Genomic DNA, 15,145 nt, shown 5'->3' with positions numbered 1-15,145 from the left:
AACCCTGCATCTGTGGACAACCCGGCCACTCTCAGGGGTGAGTGCCTCAGGGGTGAGTGCCTCAGGGCCCCGGCCCCAGGCTCCAGGGCCTCAGGGGTGGCGGCTCACTCTCTTCAGCCGCCGGGCAGTTCGAGATCGCTCTTGTTGAGCTCCTCGATGTTCACGTCCTTGAATGTGAGCACCCGGACCTGTTTGACGAACCTGGCCGGCCTGTACATGTCCCAGACCCAGGCGTCCGCCATGGTCACCTCGAAGAAAACCTCACCCTGTACCGAGTGCACCTGCATCTCGTAGTCGTTGGTGAGATAGAAGCGGCGCTCGGTCTCGATCACATATTTGAACAGACCGACGACATCGCGGTACTCCCGGTAGAGCTTCAGCTCCATCTCGGTCTCGTACTTCTCGAGGTCCTCGGCGCTCATGGCATGTTCCCCTTCAGCCGTACGTCCCCCCATTGTGCTCCGGCGCCTCTCACCCCTAGACGATTTCGGGGTCGAGGATCACCGGCTCATCCGGAGGACCCTCGTCGAGCAGCCTGCGCAGCAGCCCGGCGAGCCTGGTCGGATACACCGTCTCACGCGACGCCGACAGTTCGGCGGAGGTCCACCACCTCGACCCGGCGACACTGCGGCGTTCCAGCTCGGTCAGCCCTTCGGACGAGGTGTCGGTCTGTGTCGTACGTGCCAGGAAGTACCACTCGTCCTGGTGCCAGCGGCGGCCGTCGAACGGGAACGAGCAGATCCGGTGCCACAGCACCGGACCGAGATCCACCTGTGTGATCCCCGTCTCCTCGGTCAGCTCACGCAGCGCGGCCTCCCGTCTGGTCTCGTCGCCCTCCAGGCCGCCGCCCGGGGTGAACCACCAGGTGTCGGCGGGGTCGGCCGGTTCGAACCCGCGCAACAGCAGGATCCGGTCGTCGGGGTCCAGCAGCACCACCCGTGCCACCTTCCGCACCACCTCGCCGCCCGGCGCCACACCCTCAAGGGGCACCTCGTCAGCGGGCACCCGCGGACACCTCGCCCGTCCTGGCCCCCCGGCGCGGCCTGGACAGCCTGCCCAGCACCGGTCCGAGGGCCGCGCCGCCCAGGATCAGCACGGCACCGGCAATCACCGCCGCCACCATCAGCTTCAGCGGCCCCGGCCGGGACACCCCGCCCGGCAGCGCGGCGAAGGAGGCGGGACGGCCGATCATGGTCCCCAGCGGCCAGGCGACGGCGTCCACCCGCGCCCGCACCTCGGAGCGCGGCACGGAGCCCTGGTCCGGGTCCTGCAGATGGACCCGGGAGTCCAGCGACCCGCTGCGCTCGTCACCGAGCATGAACAGCTGACCCTTCGGCACCGACGCCGAGAAGGCGGTCGCCGAGGCGAGACCGCCGATGGCCTTCTGGGTGTACGGCTCGTCGATCGGCTTGCCGTTGACGGTGAGCCGGCCGTGGCTGTCGCAGCAGGCGACCTTGTCGCCGCCGACCCCGGCCACCCGCTTCACCATCGGCAGGTCGCCCCACTGCTTGTCCTTGAAGACCACCACGTCGCCGCGGCGCACGTCGGCGCCCGATATCCGCTGGGCGAGCACCCGGTCGCCCGCGTTCACTGTCGGCGTCATCGACTCCGTCGGCACCGTGTACGGCTGGTAGACGACGGCGCCCCAGACGAACCCTCCGAGGAAGAGCACACAGCCGACGGCCACGGCCAGCCCCGACAGCACATTGCCGAGGCGGCCGCGGCCGTCGTTGGTCCGTCCTGTTCCGCTCATCCCAGCGCCCCCATTTCCGGAGAGTGATCCTCGGAGATTTCCGGGAGTGATCCACGGAGATCAAGATCCTCGGAGATCGACGATCTGGGACCGCACCTTACCCGGGGTTACGCTCGGTAAGTCCACGGGTTCGGCGCTTCCTGCGCCACAGCACCAGCGGGAAGGCGCCCACCAGGCCGACCGCCACCGGAGCCGCGCCTGCCGTTGCGCTCAGCCCCGACTGGTCGAAGGTGCTCGGCACGGACAGCGCGTCCCACCGGTTGACCGGCCATGCCACGACGATGGCCCGGCCGACGACCTCGTCGGTGGAGACCGTCCCGTTGCCGGGCAGCGACTGGTGGTAGCGGGAGTCCAGCGAGTTCTGCCGGTGGTCGCCCATCACCCAGATACGGCCGTCGGGGACCTTGATCGGCCCGAACGGCTCGTCGTCGCACGGAGTGTTGCCCGGGTAGATGTACCCGGACTCCTGCAGCGCGTGGCCGTTGACCTTGACCTTGCCGCCCTTGTCGCAGCTCACCGTGTCACCGCCGACCGCGATGACCCGCTTGATCAGGTCCTTCTCCTCGGCCGACGGCATCAGGCCGATGAAGCTGAGGAACTTCTGCGCCACGTTCGGGTCCGGCGTCGGGGTGTCCTCGAGCCAGCCGCCCGGGTCGTGGAAGACGACCACCTCGCCGCGCTGCGGCTCAGCGCCGAACCACGGGGTGAGCTTGTCCACCAGCACCCGGTCGCCCCGCTGCAGGGTGTCCTGCATCGAGTCGGACGGGATGGAGAACGCCTGCACCAGGAAGGTCTTGATCAGCAGCGCCAGTACCAGCGCGATCCCGATCAGCAGGGGCAGCTCCTTCCAGAAGGAGCGCTGCTTGCGCGGCCGGCCGGCCGCGCCGTCATCTTCCCCGTCGCCCTCGCCGTCACCGGGGCCGCCGCTGCCGCCGTACTCGGTGCTGCTCCCGGATTCCGTGCCTGCTCCGCTCCCCGGCGCCGCCGGTTTCGTCATGTCGTTCGTCATATCGGTCACGGCTGCGGGCGACTCGGCGAGCTGCTCGTGTCCCTCCTCGGGATCATCGTGTCCGGATCGTGCGCCGACCGCCACGTCCCCCACATCCACTCCTTCACTCCGTGCGATTCACTCTGCGTTTCGCTCTGTACGAGCTGTACGAGCGCCTGTCCCGGTTCCAGGACAGGACCACCACTCCCATAACGACCGGGAGTTCCGCAGGGCCCGGGGGCCGGACCAATCCGTTGCGATCCTGGGGGATCACACTATTCGTACGTACTGACGCCGCCGCAGGACCCGCACGCGCCTCGGCCACCGAAGCGTACGTGGCCGGTTCCTCCAGTCTGCGCCAGTGGCCGAACGGCCAGGCGATGACCACCGCACGCCCCACGACCTCGGACTCCGCCACCGTGCCCTGGTATTTCTCGTTCAGATGGAAGCGGGAATCGGCCGAGTCGGAGCGGTGATCTCCCATGACGAAGATCCGCCCGGCCGGCACCTTCACCTCGAACGAGAGTGTGGACGGCGGGTTCCCCGGGTGAAGATACGGCTCGTTCAGGGGCGTTCCGTTGACGGTGACTTTGCCATCCTTGTCACAACATTTGACGGTGTCACCGCCGACCGCGATCACTCGCTTGATCAGATCCTGCTCGTCGGCCGACGGCAGCAGTCCGATGAACGTCAGTCCCTGCTTGAGCTGTTTGACGCCGGCGGGTGAGGTGTCGGCGGTGGGCTTCTCGTCCTTCAGCCAGCCGCCGGGGTCCTTGAAGACGACCACGTCGCCGCGGCTCGGCTTCGAGCCGAACCAGGGCGTCAGCTTGTCCACCAGGACCCGGTCGCTGATCCGGATCGTCTCCTCCATCGAACCGGAGGGGATCACGAACGCCTGGACCAGGAAGGTCTTGAGCACGAGCGCGATGAGTACGGCGACGACGATCAGGACGGGCACCTCGACCACGGCCGATCTGCGGCGGCGGTTCTTGACCCGGCGCGCCAGTTTGCGCCGCTCGGCCCGGCCCGGCAGCGAAGGCCGCCCGTCGGTCGGCCGGGTGCCCGTCGGCAGCCTGGTGTCGGACCCGTGGCTGGCCGGCCGTCCGCGCTTACCCATGGGCGCCGCCCGCGTCTCGTACGCCCTGGAAGGCGTCGGTCCGCTTCAGCGAGGTCCAGTGGGCGAACGGCCAGCCGATCCAGTCGGTCCTGCCGATCACCCGGTCCACGGGCACCACACCGCCGCCGGGCTCACCGAGATGGTCCCGGGAGTCGCGGGAGACGGCCCGGTGGTCGCCCATGACCCAGAGCCGTCCGCTGGGCACCACGATGTCGAACTCGACCTCGGAAGGCGCGTCCCCGGGGTACACGTAGCGTTCGTTCACCGCCCGGCCGTTCACCTCGACCCTGCCCCTCTTGTCGCAGCAGACCACATGGTCGCCGCCCACACCGACCACGCGCTTGACGAAATCGGTCTCGGCGGGCTCGGCGAGACCGAGGGCCGCGGCCGCCCCGTGCAGCAGTGAGGTGACGGGATTGCCCGCGGGCGGCTCCTGGACGAAGGATCCGGTGCCGTCGAAGACGATCACGTCGCCGCGCTGTGGCACAGCACCGAAACGGTACGCCAACTTGTTGACCAGTACACGGTCGCCGACGCGCAGCGTCGGCTCCATCGAGCCGCTGGGGATCAGGAAGGGCTGCACCACGAAATGGCTGAACAGGAGCACGATGACGACGCAGACAGCGCCGAGGAACACGACCCTGCGCCATGTGAGCCCGGTGAAACGTGAGAAGCGCGACCCCGCTTCCGCCCCGGTCGGGGATGCGGAAGAGGGGTCGCGCTCCATGTCACGTTCTTCGGTGTCCATCGCGCCCAGAGCTTATCCGGCGGCGCTGTGGACCCGTGCGCGATCGAGCCCGCGGGCTCAGTTGTCGCGCTTCTCCTTGATCTTCGCGGCCTTGCCGCGCAGCTCACGGAGGTAGTACAGCTTGGCGCGGCGGACGTCGCCACGGCTCACGAGCTCGATCTTCTCGAAGATCGGGCTGTGCGCGGGGAAGGTGCGCTCGACGCCGACGGAGAAGGAGACCTTGCGGACCGTGAAGGTCTCGCGGACGCCCGAGCCCTGGCGGCGGATGACGACGCCCTTGAACTGCTGGATACGGGACCGGTTGCCTTCGATGACTCGTACGTGCACGTTGACCGTGTCACCGGGGCGGAAGGCCGGGAGGTCGGTGCGCAGCGAGGTGGCGTCGACGGTCTCTAGCAGGCTGGACATGAAAGATCTGCTTCCTCGTTGATGCCACAGGTCATCAACGGCGATGTCGTGATGAGAGTTCGGGGTGTGCCGTTCGCGTCGGGCGGGCGTCGTTCCCCCTGTGGCAGGGGCGCACTCCGGACGTACAGCAACGGCTCATTCTTCCATGGCGGCGGGCCTGCGCCAAAATCGGCCGCCGGGCTCCGGTGCCCAGCCCATGATGGAGAGCGTCTCGCGGTCCTTCTTGTCGAAGGCCGCGGCGTCCCAACGCTCGATCATGTCGGGCCGGTTGGCGGCGGTGCGGCGCAGTGCCTCGTCGCGGCGCCAGCGCGCGATCTTCCCGTGGTGGCCGCTCAGCAGGATGCCCGGGATCTCCCGGCCGCGCCACTGCGGGGGCTTGGTGTAGACGGGCCCTTCGAGCAGGTTGGCCATGGCGCCGGGCGCGAACGAGTCGTCCTGGTGGGACTCGGCGTTGCCGAGGACGCCGGGCAGCAGCCGGGCCACCGCCTCCGTGACGACCAGGACCGCCGCCTCGCCGCCGGCCAGCACGTAGTCGCCGATGGACACCTCGTGGACGGGCATCCGGCTCGCGTACTCGTCGACGACCCGGCGGTCGATGCCCTCGTAGCGGGCGGGGGTGAAGATCAGCCAGGGGCGCTCGGAGAGTTCGACGGCGAGTTCCTGGGTGAAGGGCCGGCCGCTGGGGGTGGGGACGACGAGTACGGGGCTGTGGGCGCCCGACTCGTAGCCGTCCGCCAGCGCCTCGTCGAGGGACTCGCCCCACGGGCCGGTCTTCATGACCATGCCGGGGCCGCCCCCGTACGGGGTGTCGTCGACCGTGTTGTGCCGGTCGTGGGTCCACTGCCGCAGGTCGTGCACATGGACGTCGAGCAGGCCGCGGGCGCGCGCCTTGCCGACGAGTGAGACGTTCAGCGGGTCCAGGTACTCGGGGAAGATCGTGACGACGTCCAGCCGCATCAGGCGTCGCCCTTGGCGGGGGCGTCATCAGCGGGGGCGTCATCAGCGCGGGCGTCATCAGCGCGGGCGTCATCAGCGCGGGCGTCATCAGCGGGGTCGCGCCGCGCGGGGTCGTCGGCGGCGGGGTCGTTCTTGCCCGCCACGTCCGCCGCGCCGTCGTCCAGGAGTCCGGGCGGCGGGGTGATCACGGCCCGTTGCTCCTCCAGGTCGATCTCCGTGACGATCTTCTCGACGAACGGGATCATCACCTCGCTGCCGTCGGGGCGTTCCACGATGAACAGGTCCTGCGAGGGCAGGTGGGTGATCTCGGTGATCCGGCCGATCTCCGTGCCGTCGGCCAGGACGACGTCCAGGTCCATCAGCTGGTGGTCGTAGTACTCCTCCGGGTCCTCGGGGAGTTCCTCCGGGTCGATCTCGGCGATGAGCAGGGTGTTGCGCAGCGCCTCGGCGCCCGAGCGGTCGCTCACGCCGTCGAAGCGCAGCAGCAGCCTTCCGCTGTGCACCCGGCCCGTCTCGATCGTCAGCGGTCCGACGGAGGCCGGTTCGGTGGCGAGTACGGCGCCGGGCCCGAGCCGCAGTTCGGGCTCGTCCGTGCGCACCTCGACGGTGACCTCGCCCTTGATCCCATGGGCGCGCCCGATGCGCGCCACTACCAACTGCACGGTGCTCGTTTCTCCTGTCGTACGACGACGGGCCGGGAAGGGCCGCGAAGGTCCTTCCCGGCCCGTGCCGGTGTCACAACTTCAGTCAGCGGACCTGGTCCACGTCGACGAGATCGACGCGGATGCCACGGCCGCCGATGGCGCCCACGACGGTACGCAGCGCGCGTGCGGTGCGGCCGTTGCGGCCGATCACCTTACCGAGGTCGTCGGGGTGGACCCTGACCTCCAGTACGCGGCCACGGCGCAGGTTGCGCGAGGCGACCTGCACTTCGTCCGGGTTGTCGACGATGCCCTTCACGAGGTGCTCGAGAGCCTCCTCGAGCATGCTCAGGCCTCGGTCGGCTCGGCGGCGGCCGGGGACTCGGTCCCGGCGTCGTCCGCCTTCTTCTCGGCCTTCTTCGCCTTCTGGGTGATGGCCTCACCCTTGGGCTCGTCGCCGGCGTCCTTGGTGGCGGCCTCGAAGAGGGCGCGCTTGTCAGCCTTGGGCTCCGGCATGAGCAGCGGCGCGGGGGCCGGCAGTCCCTTGTGGGCCTGCCAGTCACCGGTGAGCTTGAGGATCGCGAGGACCGGCTCGGTCGGCTGGGCGCCGACGGACAGCCAGTAACGCGCGCGGTCCGAGTCGACCTCGATACGCGAGGGGTTCTGCACCGGGTGGTACAGACCGATCTCCTCGATGGCCCGGCCGTCGCGGCGGGTACGGGAGTCGGCGACGATGATGCGGTAGTGAGGCGAACGGATCTTGCCCAGACGCTTCAGCTTGATCTTGACTGCCACGGGAGTGGTGTCTCCTGGTCTTGACGTGGTTGGGCACGGCGGGAATGCCACGTGGGGTTGCGGCACCCGAAATGCCCGATGGACGCGTCAGCCGGAGGAGAGAGGGGTCCTGTGCGACTGTCGAGTGCAGCTTGCCATTGTGCCACACACCTGCGGTGGGGCTTGACCCGGCAGGAGAGGCACGGACGGCGGCGCGCTGCGGAGCTGCCCGGCGCTTCAGCTCGCAGCGGCGACCACTTCCTGTTCCGGGATACGGAAGGGCTTGCCGCAGCCGCCGCAGACGATGGGCGCCTGCGCGAGGACCGAGGGGACGACGCGTACGTTGCGCCCGCAGTCGCAGACCGCCTTGACCCGGACGCCCCCGCCGGACGAGCCGTGCCGGGCGGCCGGACCCCGGAAGCTGCGCTTGGTGTCGGCCGCCGTCGCGACGGTGTGCGCCTTGAGAGCGCGCTGCAGCCGTTCCATGGTCGGCCGGTAGCGGCGCTTGGCCTCGGGGCTGAGCAGGACCAGCGAGAAGCCGCTGCTGGGATGCGGCTCGTCGGGGTGGTCCAGACCCATCTCCTCGGCGATCGCGAGGAATCGGCGGTTGTGGTAGCGGCCTGCGCGCGAGGTGTCACGGACGCCTCTGGCTGCGGCAATGCCATGGACCGCTTCGTGAAGCAGTCGTTCGAAGGAGAGCTCGGCGCCGCAGGCGGACGAGGACTCTCCGATCAGGGACTCTGGCGCGGCAAGATCGGGCAGCTCGGGGTGGTACCGCTGAATATCGGCCCACGCCTGCGCCAGCTCTGCGGCGAGAACAGGTGGTGTCGTGCTCACGTCGTGAATAACGAGCAGAACGGCTCCCGGGTTCCATTACGGGGCATCCCAAATAATTTGCACGTACCCGTCAGTTGCCGTTGATGCGTCCTGACGAGGGCGGGTGCGTCTATCTGCGGAGAAGTCTCACAGCTCACACCAAGGTGGTACGTAGCGACTCGTACGCTCCGGCGCGTAGTCGATCTACGTCAGTAGGCGCGCGCCACGACAGCGACAGTACCCGGGGCGTCGTCCGACTCCGGCACCGAGCCGTCCTCGGCGACCAGGGCCCGTACGGACACGCCCTGCCCGGCGAGAGCCGCCTCGCCCTCGGCGCCGAGCTTGTCCCACGGGACCCGCGCCCAGCCGCCGGCGTTGGCCACCTCGGCCGCCTCCTCCAGGGTGCCGACGTCGCTGGTACGCGAGAGACGGCGCTCCCGTGACTGCGCGAGCAGCAGCGCCTGGTCCTCCTCCAGGATGCCGGGCAGCAGGCCCGCGACCGCGTCGAGCGCGACCGGCTCCTTGCCGCCGGGGATCCGGCGGGCCAGCATCGCCGTGCCGTTCTCCAGGTCGCGCGGGCCGATCTCGATCCGTACGGGCACGCCCTTCAGCTCCCAGTCGACGGCGCGCCGGCCGAAGGGGGTGTCGACGCGGTCGTCGACCTGGACGCGGATCCCGGCCGCGGTCAGCTGCTCGCCGAGCTCGCGGACCTTGGCGACCGCCTCGTCGCCCTTGATGGCGAGGACGACGACCTGGACGGCGGCGAGGCGGGGCGGTACGCGCAGGCCGTTGTCGTCGCCGTGCATCATCACCAGCGCGCCGATCATGCGGGTGGTCGAGCCCCAGGAGGTCTGCCAGACGTACTCCTGCTCGCCGTCCTTCGACAGGTAGCGGGTGTGGAACGCCTTGGCGAAGTTCTGGCCCAGTTCATGGCTGGTGCCCAGCTGGAGGGCCTTGCCGTCGCCCATCATCCCTTCGAGGGTCAGGGTGTTGATGGCGCCGGCGAACCGCTCCTTGGGCGTCTTGCGGCCGAGGACGAAGTCCATGGCGAGGACGTTCTCCATGAAGTCGCCGTAGACGTCCTTGTGGATACGGGCGGCGAAGTCGTGCGCCTCCTCGTAGCTGGCGTGGGCGGTGTGGCCCTCCTGCCAGAGGAATTCGGAGGTGCGCAGGAAGAGCCTCGGGCGCAGCTCCCAGCGGACGACGTTGGCCCACTGGTTGATCAGCAGCGGCAGGTCGCGGTAGCTCTGCACCCACTTCGCGAAGTACTCGTTGATGATCGTCTCGGAGGTGGGGCGGACGACGGCGGGCTCTTCCAGCTCTTTGCCGCCGCCGTGGGTGACGACGGCCAGCTCGGGGGCGAAGCCCTCGACGTGGTCGGCCTCGCGGGCGAGGTAGGACTGCGGGATGAGCAGGGGGAAGTAGGCGTTCTGGGTGCCGGTCGCCTTGATCCTGGCGTCCATGCCGGACTGCATCCGCTCCCACAGGGCGTACCCGTACGGCCTAATCACCATCGTGCCGCGTACCGGACCGTTGTCGGCCAGCTCGGCCTTGTTGATCAGATCCTGGTACCAGCGGGGGAAATCGTCCGCCCGGGGCGTGAGTACGGGTGCCTTTGCCATGGCGGGCATCGTACGGCGATGTGAAGCGCGGGACAGAATCGGCCCTGTGCGCCGGGGCGTACGCCCACGACACACACAGTTTGCCTGACACCCACTGGACGGGAGCACGGATGGGGAGTTCCCTGGCATACGGGGGACGAAGGCGCGCACGTACACGGGGGATGTCAATCAGGGCATGCTGACCTCTCGGCGGATTGGGGCGCTATCCATGACACCTACGCTCGTCAAGCACCACCGGCATCAGATGCACGCGACCTCGGCTTCGACTGCTTCTGCGGACGTGAGTGCGCGCGCCCGCGACTGGGCCGAGATCCAGGAACGGATGCTGGTGCCGCTCTACGAAGCGGTGTACCAGCGCCTGGAGGTCCGCGAGGGGACCCGGCTGCTGGGCCTCGGCTGCGGCTCGGGGCTCGCGCTGCTGATGGCGGCCACCCTGGGCGCGGAGGCGACCGGCGTGGACTCCGACAGCGAACTGCTCGCGCTGGCGGGCGAGCGGCTGGACAGCGGCACGCTGCTGCCGACGGACCGGCTGGCCGACGCCGCGGAACCGGGCAGGCCGGGGTACGACGTGATCACCGCCTTCCAGCCGGTCGGCTCTGTCGCGGGCGACACCAAGGGCCTGGGGCCCACGCTCGGCCGGGCGGTCCCGCTGGCCAAGCGGGGCGCGCCGGTGGTGCTGGCGGGCTGGGGCCCGCCGGAGCGGTGCGCGACGGCCGGGGTGCTTCAAGTGGCGGGCCGGCTGACGGACCGGCTGCGCAAGGGCGCGTGGCGGCCGGCGCACCGGGACGACCTGGAGGACGTGGCGGCGCGCGTGGGGCTGCGCCCGGACGGTTCGGGCCGGGTGGCCTGCCCCTTCGGGTACGCGGACACGGAGAGCGCGGTGCGCGGGATGCTGTCGACGGGTGTGTACGACGGCGCGATACGGGCCACGGACCGGCGTCAGGTGGAGAAGGAGATCGCGGAGGCGCTGCATCCATATGTCCGCCGCGACGGCACGGTCTGGATGCCGAACGTCTTCCGCTACCTGATCGCCCGCACGCCCTGACCTGCGGATTCAGTGGGTCTTTCACAAGGACCACAGAAATCCTTGTCAGTATCCAGAATCCTGGTTACTGTCTCTTCCGTGACAGCCTTCGACGAGCGCTTCCTGACGCGCAACGGGCTCGCGGCCCGGCAGCTCGCGGTTCTTCTGCTGAACCACGAGCCGGACACCCGGCTGCCGCGCGTCCGTGACTTCGCCGAGGAGCTGGGCGTCGGCAACGGGACCGTACAGGCGGCGCTCCAGCTGCTGGAGAACGCCGAGGCCATAGAGACCACGGCCCGCGGCCATCTCGGCACGTTCCTGGTCCGCTCGGACCGGGCCGTCCTGTGGCGGCTGTCCGGCCTCGGCACCCTGCTCGCCGCGATGCCCCTGCCGTACTCGCGCCGCTACGAGGGGCTTGCCACGGGGCTGCGCTCCGCGTTCGAGGAGGCGGGCGCGCCCTTCGCGATCACCTTCATGCGCGGCGCCGGCGCCCGGACGACCGCGCTGCTCGAAGGCAAGGTCGACCTCGTGGTGCTCTCGCGCTTCGCGGCGGACCGGCTGATCGAGGAACACCCGGTGGAGCTGGTGGCCGACCTCGGCCCCGCCACCTATGTCGGTGCCCACGGGCTGCTGCTGCGGCACGGCATCACTCAGGACTCCGCCGGGCTGCGGGTCGCCGTCGACCACGCGTCGGAGGACGGGCGGATGCTCGCCGAGCGCGTCTTCGCCGGGCGCACCGACATCGAGTGGGTCGAGGCGTCGTACATGCAGCTGCGGGAGCTTTTCGAACGTGACCTTGCCGACGCCACGGTCTGGAACCTGGACGAGGCGCAGGACCGGCTCGGCGCCGGGGTGGACGTCCTGCCGCTCGGCGACGAGATCAACCGCGACCTTTCGCTACGCAACTCCAGCGCGGCGATCATCGGCAGAACCGAAGGGGCGAAGGCGCTCGGCGCCGTACGCGACTCGCTCGACCTGTCGATCGTGACCTCCGTACAGACGCAGGTACTGCGCCATGAACGGACGCCTTCGTACTGAGACCCGGAAATCGGAGGGTCGAGGCGTAGGCTCAAAATACAAAATACTGGTTACTGTCTTATCGACTTGTCGAGCATGCTCTAGGAGGACCCCATGGACGACCAGCTCGCCCTCCGCATCCAGCTCTTCCGGGAGAGCGGTCAGGTACGCCCCGAGGTCGCGGCTTTCGTGACCGGTGAGCTGACCGCGCTCGCCGACGAGGGCCGCACCGTCACCGAGGACACCGCGGGCATGCTCACCAGCCATCTGATGATGGCGCTGACCAGGCTCCTCGACGGCGAACCCATCGAGAACTTCACAACCGACGAGCAGGTGGCGGCCGAGCTCGACGACCACCCCGAGGCGGTCGCCAGGTCCCGGGCGGTCTCCGCGCGGGCCGGACGTGAGCTGGGCACACCGCTGCCCGACTCGGAGATCAACTTCCTCGCGCTGCACCTCGCCGTACTCGCCCAGAACTCCCCCGCCTGAACCCCCGGGCCCCCGCCCGAAAGCCCCGCCCGAAAGGAAGACAGCCATGACGAAGATCCTCACCGGAGGCGTCGGCAAGACCGAGGTCGCCGGCATCGTCTCCAAGCTCGGCATCGACGGCATCGAGATCGCCGTCTCCAACGACATGGACGCGGCGATGAAGCTCCGCGGCGGCCAGGCCGACTTCTACCTCGGCACCTGCCACACCGGCGCGGGCGCCTCCCTCGGCGTGCTCGTCGGCCTGCTCGGCAAGCCGCTCTGCCACACCTTCGGCCGCTCGGTCCCCACCGAGGACGAGGTCACCGCCCTGCTCGCCGAAGGCAAGAAGGTCTTCGGCTTCGCCATCGACCAGATCGACGCCGTGGCGCCGGTCATGGCCCGCGCCATCGCCGCGCGCGGCTGATTCCCGCACTCCAGGGCCCGGAGGAGAAACTCCCGTGAACACCCTCGCAGCGAGCACCAACCATCTGGACTTCACGCTCGCCCAGCAACTGACCGTCATCGTGCTCGCCGCGCTCACCGCGTTCATCTCGCACATGGCCCTGGCCGTCTTCAACGACGGCACCCGCCCCTTCATGCTCGACTTCATCCAGGGGCGCTCGTCCCGCAGCGCAACGGCGGCGGTGTCCTTCGGCCTCTCCGCCGGGTTCATCTTCGGCCTCGGCGCGCCGATGGCCCTGTCCTCCGGCGTCCTCAACCCGTGGCTGCTGTTCCTGCCGACCGACATCCTCGGCATCCTGGCGTTCCGGAAGTGGCTCGCGCCGCTGCTCGGCGGCGCCTGGGGCGCGCTGATCGTCTTCGGTCTCGGCGGCACCAACAACCTGGCGCACAAGCTGCCCGTCGACTTCCTGACGGCGATGCAGCAGATGTCGACGCCGATCCTGTTCCTGTTCACGCTGTTCCCGGTGCTCGCCATCACCAAGCAGTTCGGCCGGGCGCGCGGCGGGATCGCCGCCGTGATCGAGCTGGCCTTCGTGATCATGACGATGAAGCTGTGGCCGAACGTCTTCGCCGGCTCGCTCGCGATGGCCGCCGGGGTGCTGATGCTCATCGGCTTCGCCGTCCGCAAGGACCTGCTCCAGCGCAAGGCCGACCGGGCCGCCTTCGCCGCCGAGGGCACGACGGACACCGGACCGCAGGAAGCGGACCCGGACGACCCCATGGTGTCGCTGTTCAGCGCCAGCGCCGCCCGGCTGCGCCGCTACCTGCCGCTGTTCATGCTGCTCGGCGCCGGCGTCTGCGCACTGGCCCAGATGCACATATTCGGCGGTGGTGAGGCCACCAGCTTCCTGATCGCCAAGGGGCAGTACAGCGAGGCGGCGCAGGTCGACTTCTACCGCGTCTTCGGCTTCATCCCGCTGATCGCGACGACCGCCCTCGCCTCCGGCGCGTACGGCATCGCCGGTTTCACGCTCGTGTACCCCATCGGCTACCTCATGCCGAACCCGATCCTCGCCGCCGTCGTCGGCGCCGTCGTCTTCGCCCTCGAAGTGCTGGCCCTGTCGTACATCGGCAAGCTCCTCGGCAAGCTGCCGAGCGTGCGCGACTCCTCCGAGCACCTGCGCAGCGCCATCACCGAGACGCTGTCCCTGGCCATCCTCTTCGGCTCGCTGCTCGCGGCGAACGTCATGGGCGGCGGTCTCGCGATCCTCATCGTCGGCGGGCTCTACCTGATCAACGAGGCGATGGGCCGGCCCGTCGTACGCATGGCGGCCGCGCCGGCGGCCGTCATCGTCGGCGGCATCCTGCTCAACGTCCTGTACTGGCTCGACCTCTTCACCCCGGTCAAGGGCTAGCGCCCTTCGTTCGGATCAACCCTCGGGCCCCCCACACCAGGAAGCGCAGCACATGCAGCACCATCTCCACACCGTCGCCGGGCCGTTGCCCGTGTCCGCCGTGCGCGGCCCGGCCCTGGCGCACGAACATCTGGTACTCGACCTCGACAGGACCGACAGCGGCGAAGCCGTCATCGACGGCCGGCACACCGCCGCCGTCACGGCCGAACTGGCCGCTCTGCGCGACGAGTTCGACCTGGCCCTGGTCATCGAGCTGACCTGCCGCGGAATGGGCCGCGACCCGCGCGCGCTGGCCCGGATCGCGGCGGAGTCCGGCGTCGCCGTGGTCGCGGCCACCGGCTGGTACTACGAGCCGTTCCACCCGCGGGAGATCGCGGACGCCGGCGTCGAGCAGCTCACCGACACGCTCGTCCGGGAGATCACCGACGGCATCGGCGACACCGGCGTCACACCCGGGGTGCTCGGCGAGATCGGCAGCCACGGCGACCGGCCGTCCGAGCCGGAGACCCGCGCGCTCCTCGCCTCCGCGCACGCCGCCGTCGCCACCGGCCTCTCCCTCGCCACCCACGCCCAGCTCGGCCACGGCGGACTCGCCCAGCTCGACCTGCTCACCGGCGCCGGCCTCGCACCGCACCGGATCTCCGTCGGCCACCAGGACCTGCTGGACGACCCGGCGGTCCACCGCGCACTCGCGGCGAGCGGCGCGTACGTCGCGTTCGACACCGTCGGCAAATCGGCCTACCAGAGCGACGACACCCGGCTGCGGCTGCTGCTCGCGCTGCTCGAAGCGGGCCACGCCGACCGGGTCCTGCTCAGCTGCGACATCTCCCGGCACGGCTACCTCACCTCCGAGGGCGGCCAGGGATACGGGCACCTCTTCCGGTCCTTCCTGCCGAAGGCACGCGCCGCAGGGGTGGACGACGACCTGGTGGACCTGATGACCCGCCGCAACCCCCTGCGCTTCCTCACCGGCGCCGACGTCGAGGAGATCTGAG

At 69.7% G+C, this 15,145-nt stretch carries 19 protein-coding genes; 6 read left to right on the top strand and 13 right to left on the bottom strand.

Going from position 1 to position 15,145, the window contains the following annotated elements:
* Positions 1–113: 113 nt before the first annotated feature.
* The 13 genes from OHS57_RS27640 to proS form a co-directional block, all read right to left on the bottom strand.
* The gene (locus OHS57_RS27640) at positions 114–422 is read right to left on the bottom strand and encodes a DUF2469 domain-containing protein (protein ID WP_014675276.1); all 309 of its coding nucleotides are present in this window, start codon (positions 420–422) and stop codon (positions 114–116) included.
* 55 nt (positions 423–477) lie between these two features.
* Complete coding sequence (locus OHS57_RS27635) at positions 478–1,005, bottom strand: NUDIX hydrolase (protein ID WP_328583650.1); 528 nt, start codon at positions 1,003–1,005, stop codon at positions 478–480.
* Complete coding sequence (lepB, locus tag OHS57_RS27630; RefSeq protein WP_041983938.1) at positions 995–1,753, bottom strand: signal peptidase I; 759 nt, start codon at positions 1,751–1,753, stop codon at positions 995–997. The genes OHS57_RS27635 and lepB (OHS57_RS27630) overlap by 11 nt, the downstream gene beginning before the upstream one ends.
* Before the next feature lie 97 nt (positions 1,754–1,850).
* Positions 1,851–2,846, bottom strand: coding sequence for a signal peptidase I (gene lepB, locus OHS57_RS27625; RefSeq protein ID WP_328585183.1), 996 nt, complete (start codon positions 2,844–2,846; stop codon positions 1,851–1,853).
* A gap of 19 nt (positions 2,847–2,865) precedes the next feature.
* A complete protein-coding gene (gene lepB / locus OHS57_RS27620; protein WP_078863394.1) occupies positions 2,866–3,858 on the bottom strand; it encodes a signal peptidase I in 993 nt (330 codons plus the stop codon).
* The gene (gene lepB, locus OHS57_RS27615; protein WP_041983943.1) at positions 3,851–4,606 is read right to left on the bottom strand and encodes a signal peptidase I; all 756 of its coding nucleotides are present in this window, start codon (positions 4,604–4,606) and stop codon (positions 3,851–3,853) included. The genes lepB (OHS57_RS27620) and lepB (OHS57_RS27615) overlap by 8 nt, the downstream gene beginning before the upstream one ends.
* Before the next feature lie 57 nt (positions 4,607–4,663).
* Entirely contained in the window at positions 4,664–5,014 is a 351-nt protein-coding gene (gene rplS / locus OHS57_RS27610; RefSeq protein ID WP_041983945.1) for a 50S ribosomal protein L19, read from the bottom strand.
* Positions 5,015–5,149: 135 nt separating this feature from the next.
* Complete coding sequence (gene trmD / locus OHS57_RS27605; protein ID WP_328583649.1) at positions 5,150–5,971, bottom strand: tRNA (guanosine(37)-N1)-methyltransferase TrmD; 822 nt, start codon at positions 5,969–5,971, stop codon at positions 5,150–5,152.
* On the bottom strand, positions 5,971–6,633 hold the full coding sequence (gene rimM, locus OHS57_RS27600) for a ribosome maturation factor RimM (RefSeq protein WP_328583648.1): 663 nt from the start codon (positions 6,631–6,633) through the stop codon (positions 5,971–5,973). The genes trmD and rimM overlap by 1 nt, the downstream gene beginning before the upstream one ends.
* A gap of 85 nt (positions 6,634–6,718) precedes the next feature.
* Positions 6,719–6,958, bottom strand: coding sequence for an RNA-binding protein (locus tag OHS57_RS27595; protein WP_020868149.1), 240 nt, complete (start codon positions 6,956–6,958; stop codon positions 6,719–6,721).
* A gap of 2 nt (positions 6,959–6,960) precedes the next feature.
* Complete coding sequence (gene rpsP, locus OHS57_RS27590) at positions 6,961–7,407, bottom strand: 30S ribosomal protein S16 (RefSeq protein ID WP_041983952.1); 447 nt, start codon at positions 7,405–7,407, stop codon at positions 6,961–6,963.
* Between the two features lie 216 nt (positions 7,408–7,623).
* Positions 7,624–8,223: a hypothetical protein gene (locus OHS57_RS27585; protein ID WP_041983953.1), complete on the bottom strand. Its 600-nt coding sequence runs from the start codon at positions 8,221–8,223 to the stop codon at positions 7,624–7,626.
* A 188-nt stretch (positions 8,224–8,411) separates the two neighbouring features.
* On the bottom strand, positions 8,412–9,824 hold the full coding sequence (gene proS, locus OHS57_RS27580) for a proline--tRNA ligase (protein WP_041983954.1): 1,413 nt from the start codon (positions 9,822–9,824) through the stop codon (positions 8,412–8,414).
* A 208-nt stretch (positions 9,825–10,032) separates the two neighbouring features.
* Here proS and OHS57_RS27575 point away from each other — a divergent pair, with 208 nt between their 5' ends.
* The 6 genes from OHS57_RS27575 (at position 10,033) to OHS57_RS27550 (ending at position 15,144) form a co-directional block, all read left to right on the top strand.
* Entirely contained in the window at positions 10,033–10,869 is an 837-nt protein-coding gene (locus OHS57_RS27575; RefSeq protein WP_078863395.1) for an SAM-dependent methyltransferase, read from the top strand.
* A 78-nt stretch (positions 10,870–10,947) separates the two neighbouring features.
* Complete coding sequence (gene yhfZ, locus OHS57_RS27570; RefSeq protein ID WP_041983956.1) at positions 10,948–11,886, top strand: GntR family transcriptional regulator YhfZ; 939 nt, start codon at positions 10,948–10,950, stop codon at positions 11,884–11,886.
* A gap of 93 nt (positions 11,887–11,979) precedes the next feature.
* The gene (locus OHS57_RS27565; RefSeq protein ID WP_328583647.1) at positions 11,980–12,354 is read left to right on the top strand and encodes a PRD domain-containing protein; all 375 of its coding nucleotides are present in this window, start codon (positions 11,980–11,982) and stop codon (positions 12,352–12,354) included.
* A gap of 46 nt (positions 12,355–12,400) precedes the next feature.
* Positions 12,401–12,757 (top strand): DUF2620 domain-containing protein, encoded by a 357-nt coding sequence (locus OHS57_RS27560; RefSeq protein ID WP_041983958.1) that lies wholly within the window; start codon positions 12,401–12,403, stop codon positions 12,755–12,757.
* A gap of 34 nt (positions 12,758–12,791) precedes the next feature.
* Positions 12,792–14,150 carry a YhfT family protein gene (locus tag OHS57_RS27555; RefSeq protein ID WP_328583646.1) on the top strand — a complete coding sequence of 453 codons (1,359 nt, stop codon included), beginning with the start codon at positions 12,792–12,794 and terminating at the stop codon, positions 14,148–14,150.
* Between the two features lie 52 nt (positions 14,151–14,202).
* Entirely contained in the window at positions 14,203–15,144 is a 942-nt protein-coding gene (locus OHS57_RS27550; RefSeq protein ID WP_041983960.1) for a phosphotriesterase family protein, read from the top strand.
* The last annotated feature ends 1 nt before the right edge of the window (position 15,145 follow it).

It is taken from the genome of Streptomyces sp. NBC_00370 (assembly GCF_036084755.1).
GTDB lineage: Bacteria > Actinomycetota > Actinomycetes > Streptomycetales > Streptomycetaceae > Streptomyces.
The sequence above is the reverse complement of the archived record's forward strand: the minus strand, read 5'-3'. Positions and strand labels throughout refer to the sequence as shown.

What these genes read in the sequence shown, in the direction of transcription:
- OHS57_RS27640 (WP_014675276.1), bottom strand. Translation starts at nt 422, where the DNA reads ATGAGCGCCGAGGACCTCGAGAAGTACGAGACCGAGATGGAGCTGAAG.
- lepB (WP_041983938.1), bottom strand. Translation starts at nt 1,753, where the DNA reads ATGAGCGGAACAGGACGGACCAACGACGGCCGCGGCCGCCTCGGCAAT.
- lepB (WP_078863394.1), bottom strand. Translation starts at nt 3,858, where the DNA reads ATGGGTAAGCGCGGACGGCCGGCCAGCCACGGGTCCGACACCAGGCTG.
- lepB (WP_041983943.1), bottom strand. Translation starts at nt 4,606, where the DNA reads ATGGACACCGAAGAACGTGACATGGAGCGCGACCCCTCTTCCGCATCC.
- rplS (WP_041983945.1), bottom strand. Translation starts at nt 5,014, where the DNA reads ATGTCCAGCCTGCTAGAGACCGTCGACGCCACCTCGCTGCGCACCGAC.
- trmD (WP_328583649.1), bottom strand. Translation starts at nt 5,971, where the DNA reads ATGCGGCTGGACGTCGTCACGATCTTCCCCGAGTACCTGGACCCGCTG.
- OHS57_RS27595 (WP_020868149.1), bottom strand. Translation starts at nt 6,958, where the DNA reads ATGCTCGAGGAGGCTCTCGAGCACCTCGTGAAGGGCATCGTCGACAAC.
- proS (WP_041983954.1), bottom strand. Translation starts at nt 9,824, where the DNA reads ATGGCAAAGGCACCCGTACTCACGCCCCGGGCGGACGATTTCCCCCGC.
- OHS57_RS27575 (WP_078863395.1), top strand. Translation starts at nt 10,033, where the DNA reads ATGACACCTACGCTCGTCAAGCACCACCGGCATCAGATGCACGCGACC.
- OHS57_RS27565 (WP_328583647.1), top strand. Translation starts at nt 11,980, where the DNA reads ATGGACGACCAGCTCGCCCTCCGCATCCAGCTCTTCCGGGAGAGCGGT.
- OHS57_RS27560 (WP_041983958.1), top strand. Translation starts at nt 12,401, where the DNA reads ATGACGAAGATCCTCACCGGAGGCGTCGGCAAGACCGAGGTCGCCGGC.
- OHS57_RS27550 (WP_041983960.1), top strand. Translation starts at nt 14,203, where the DNA reads ATGCAGCACCATCTCCACACCGTCGCCGGGCCGTTGCCCGTGTCCGCC.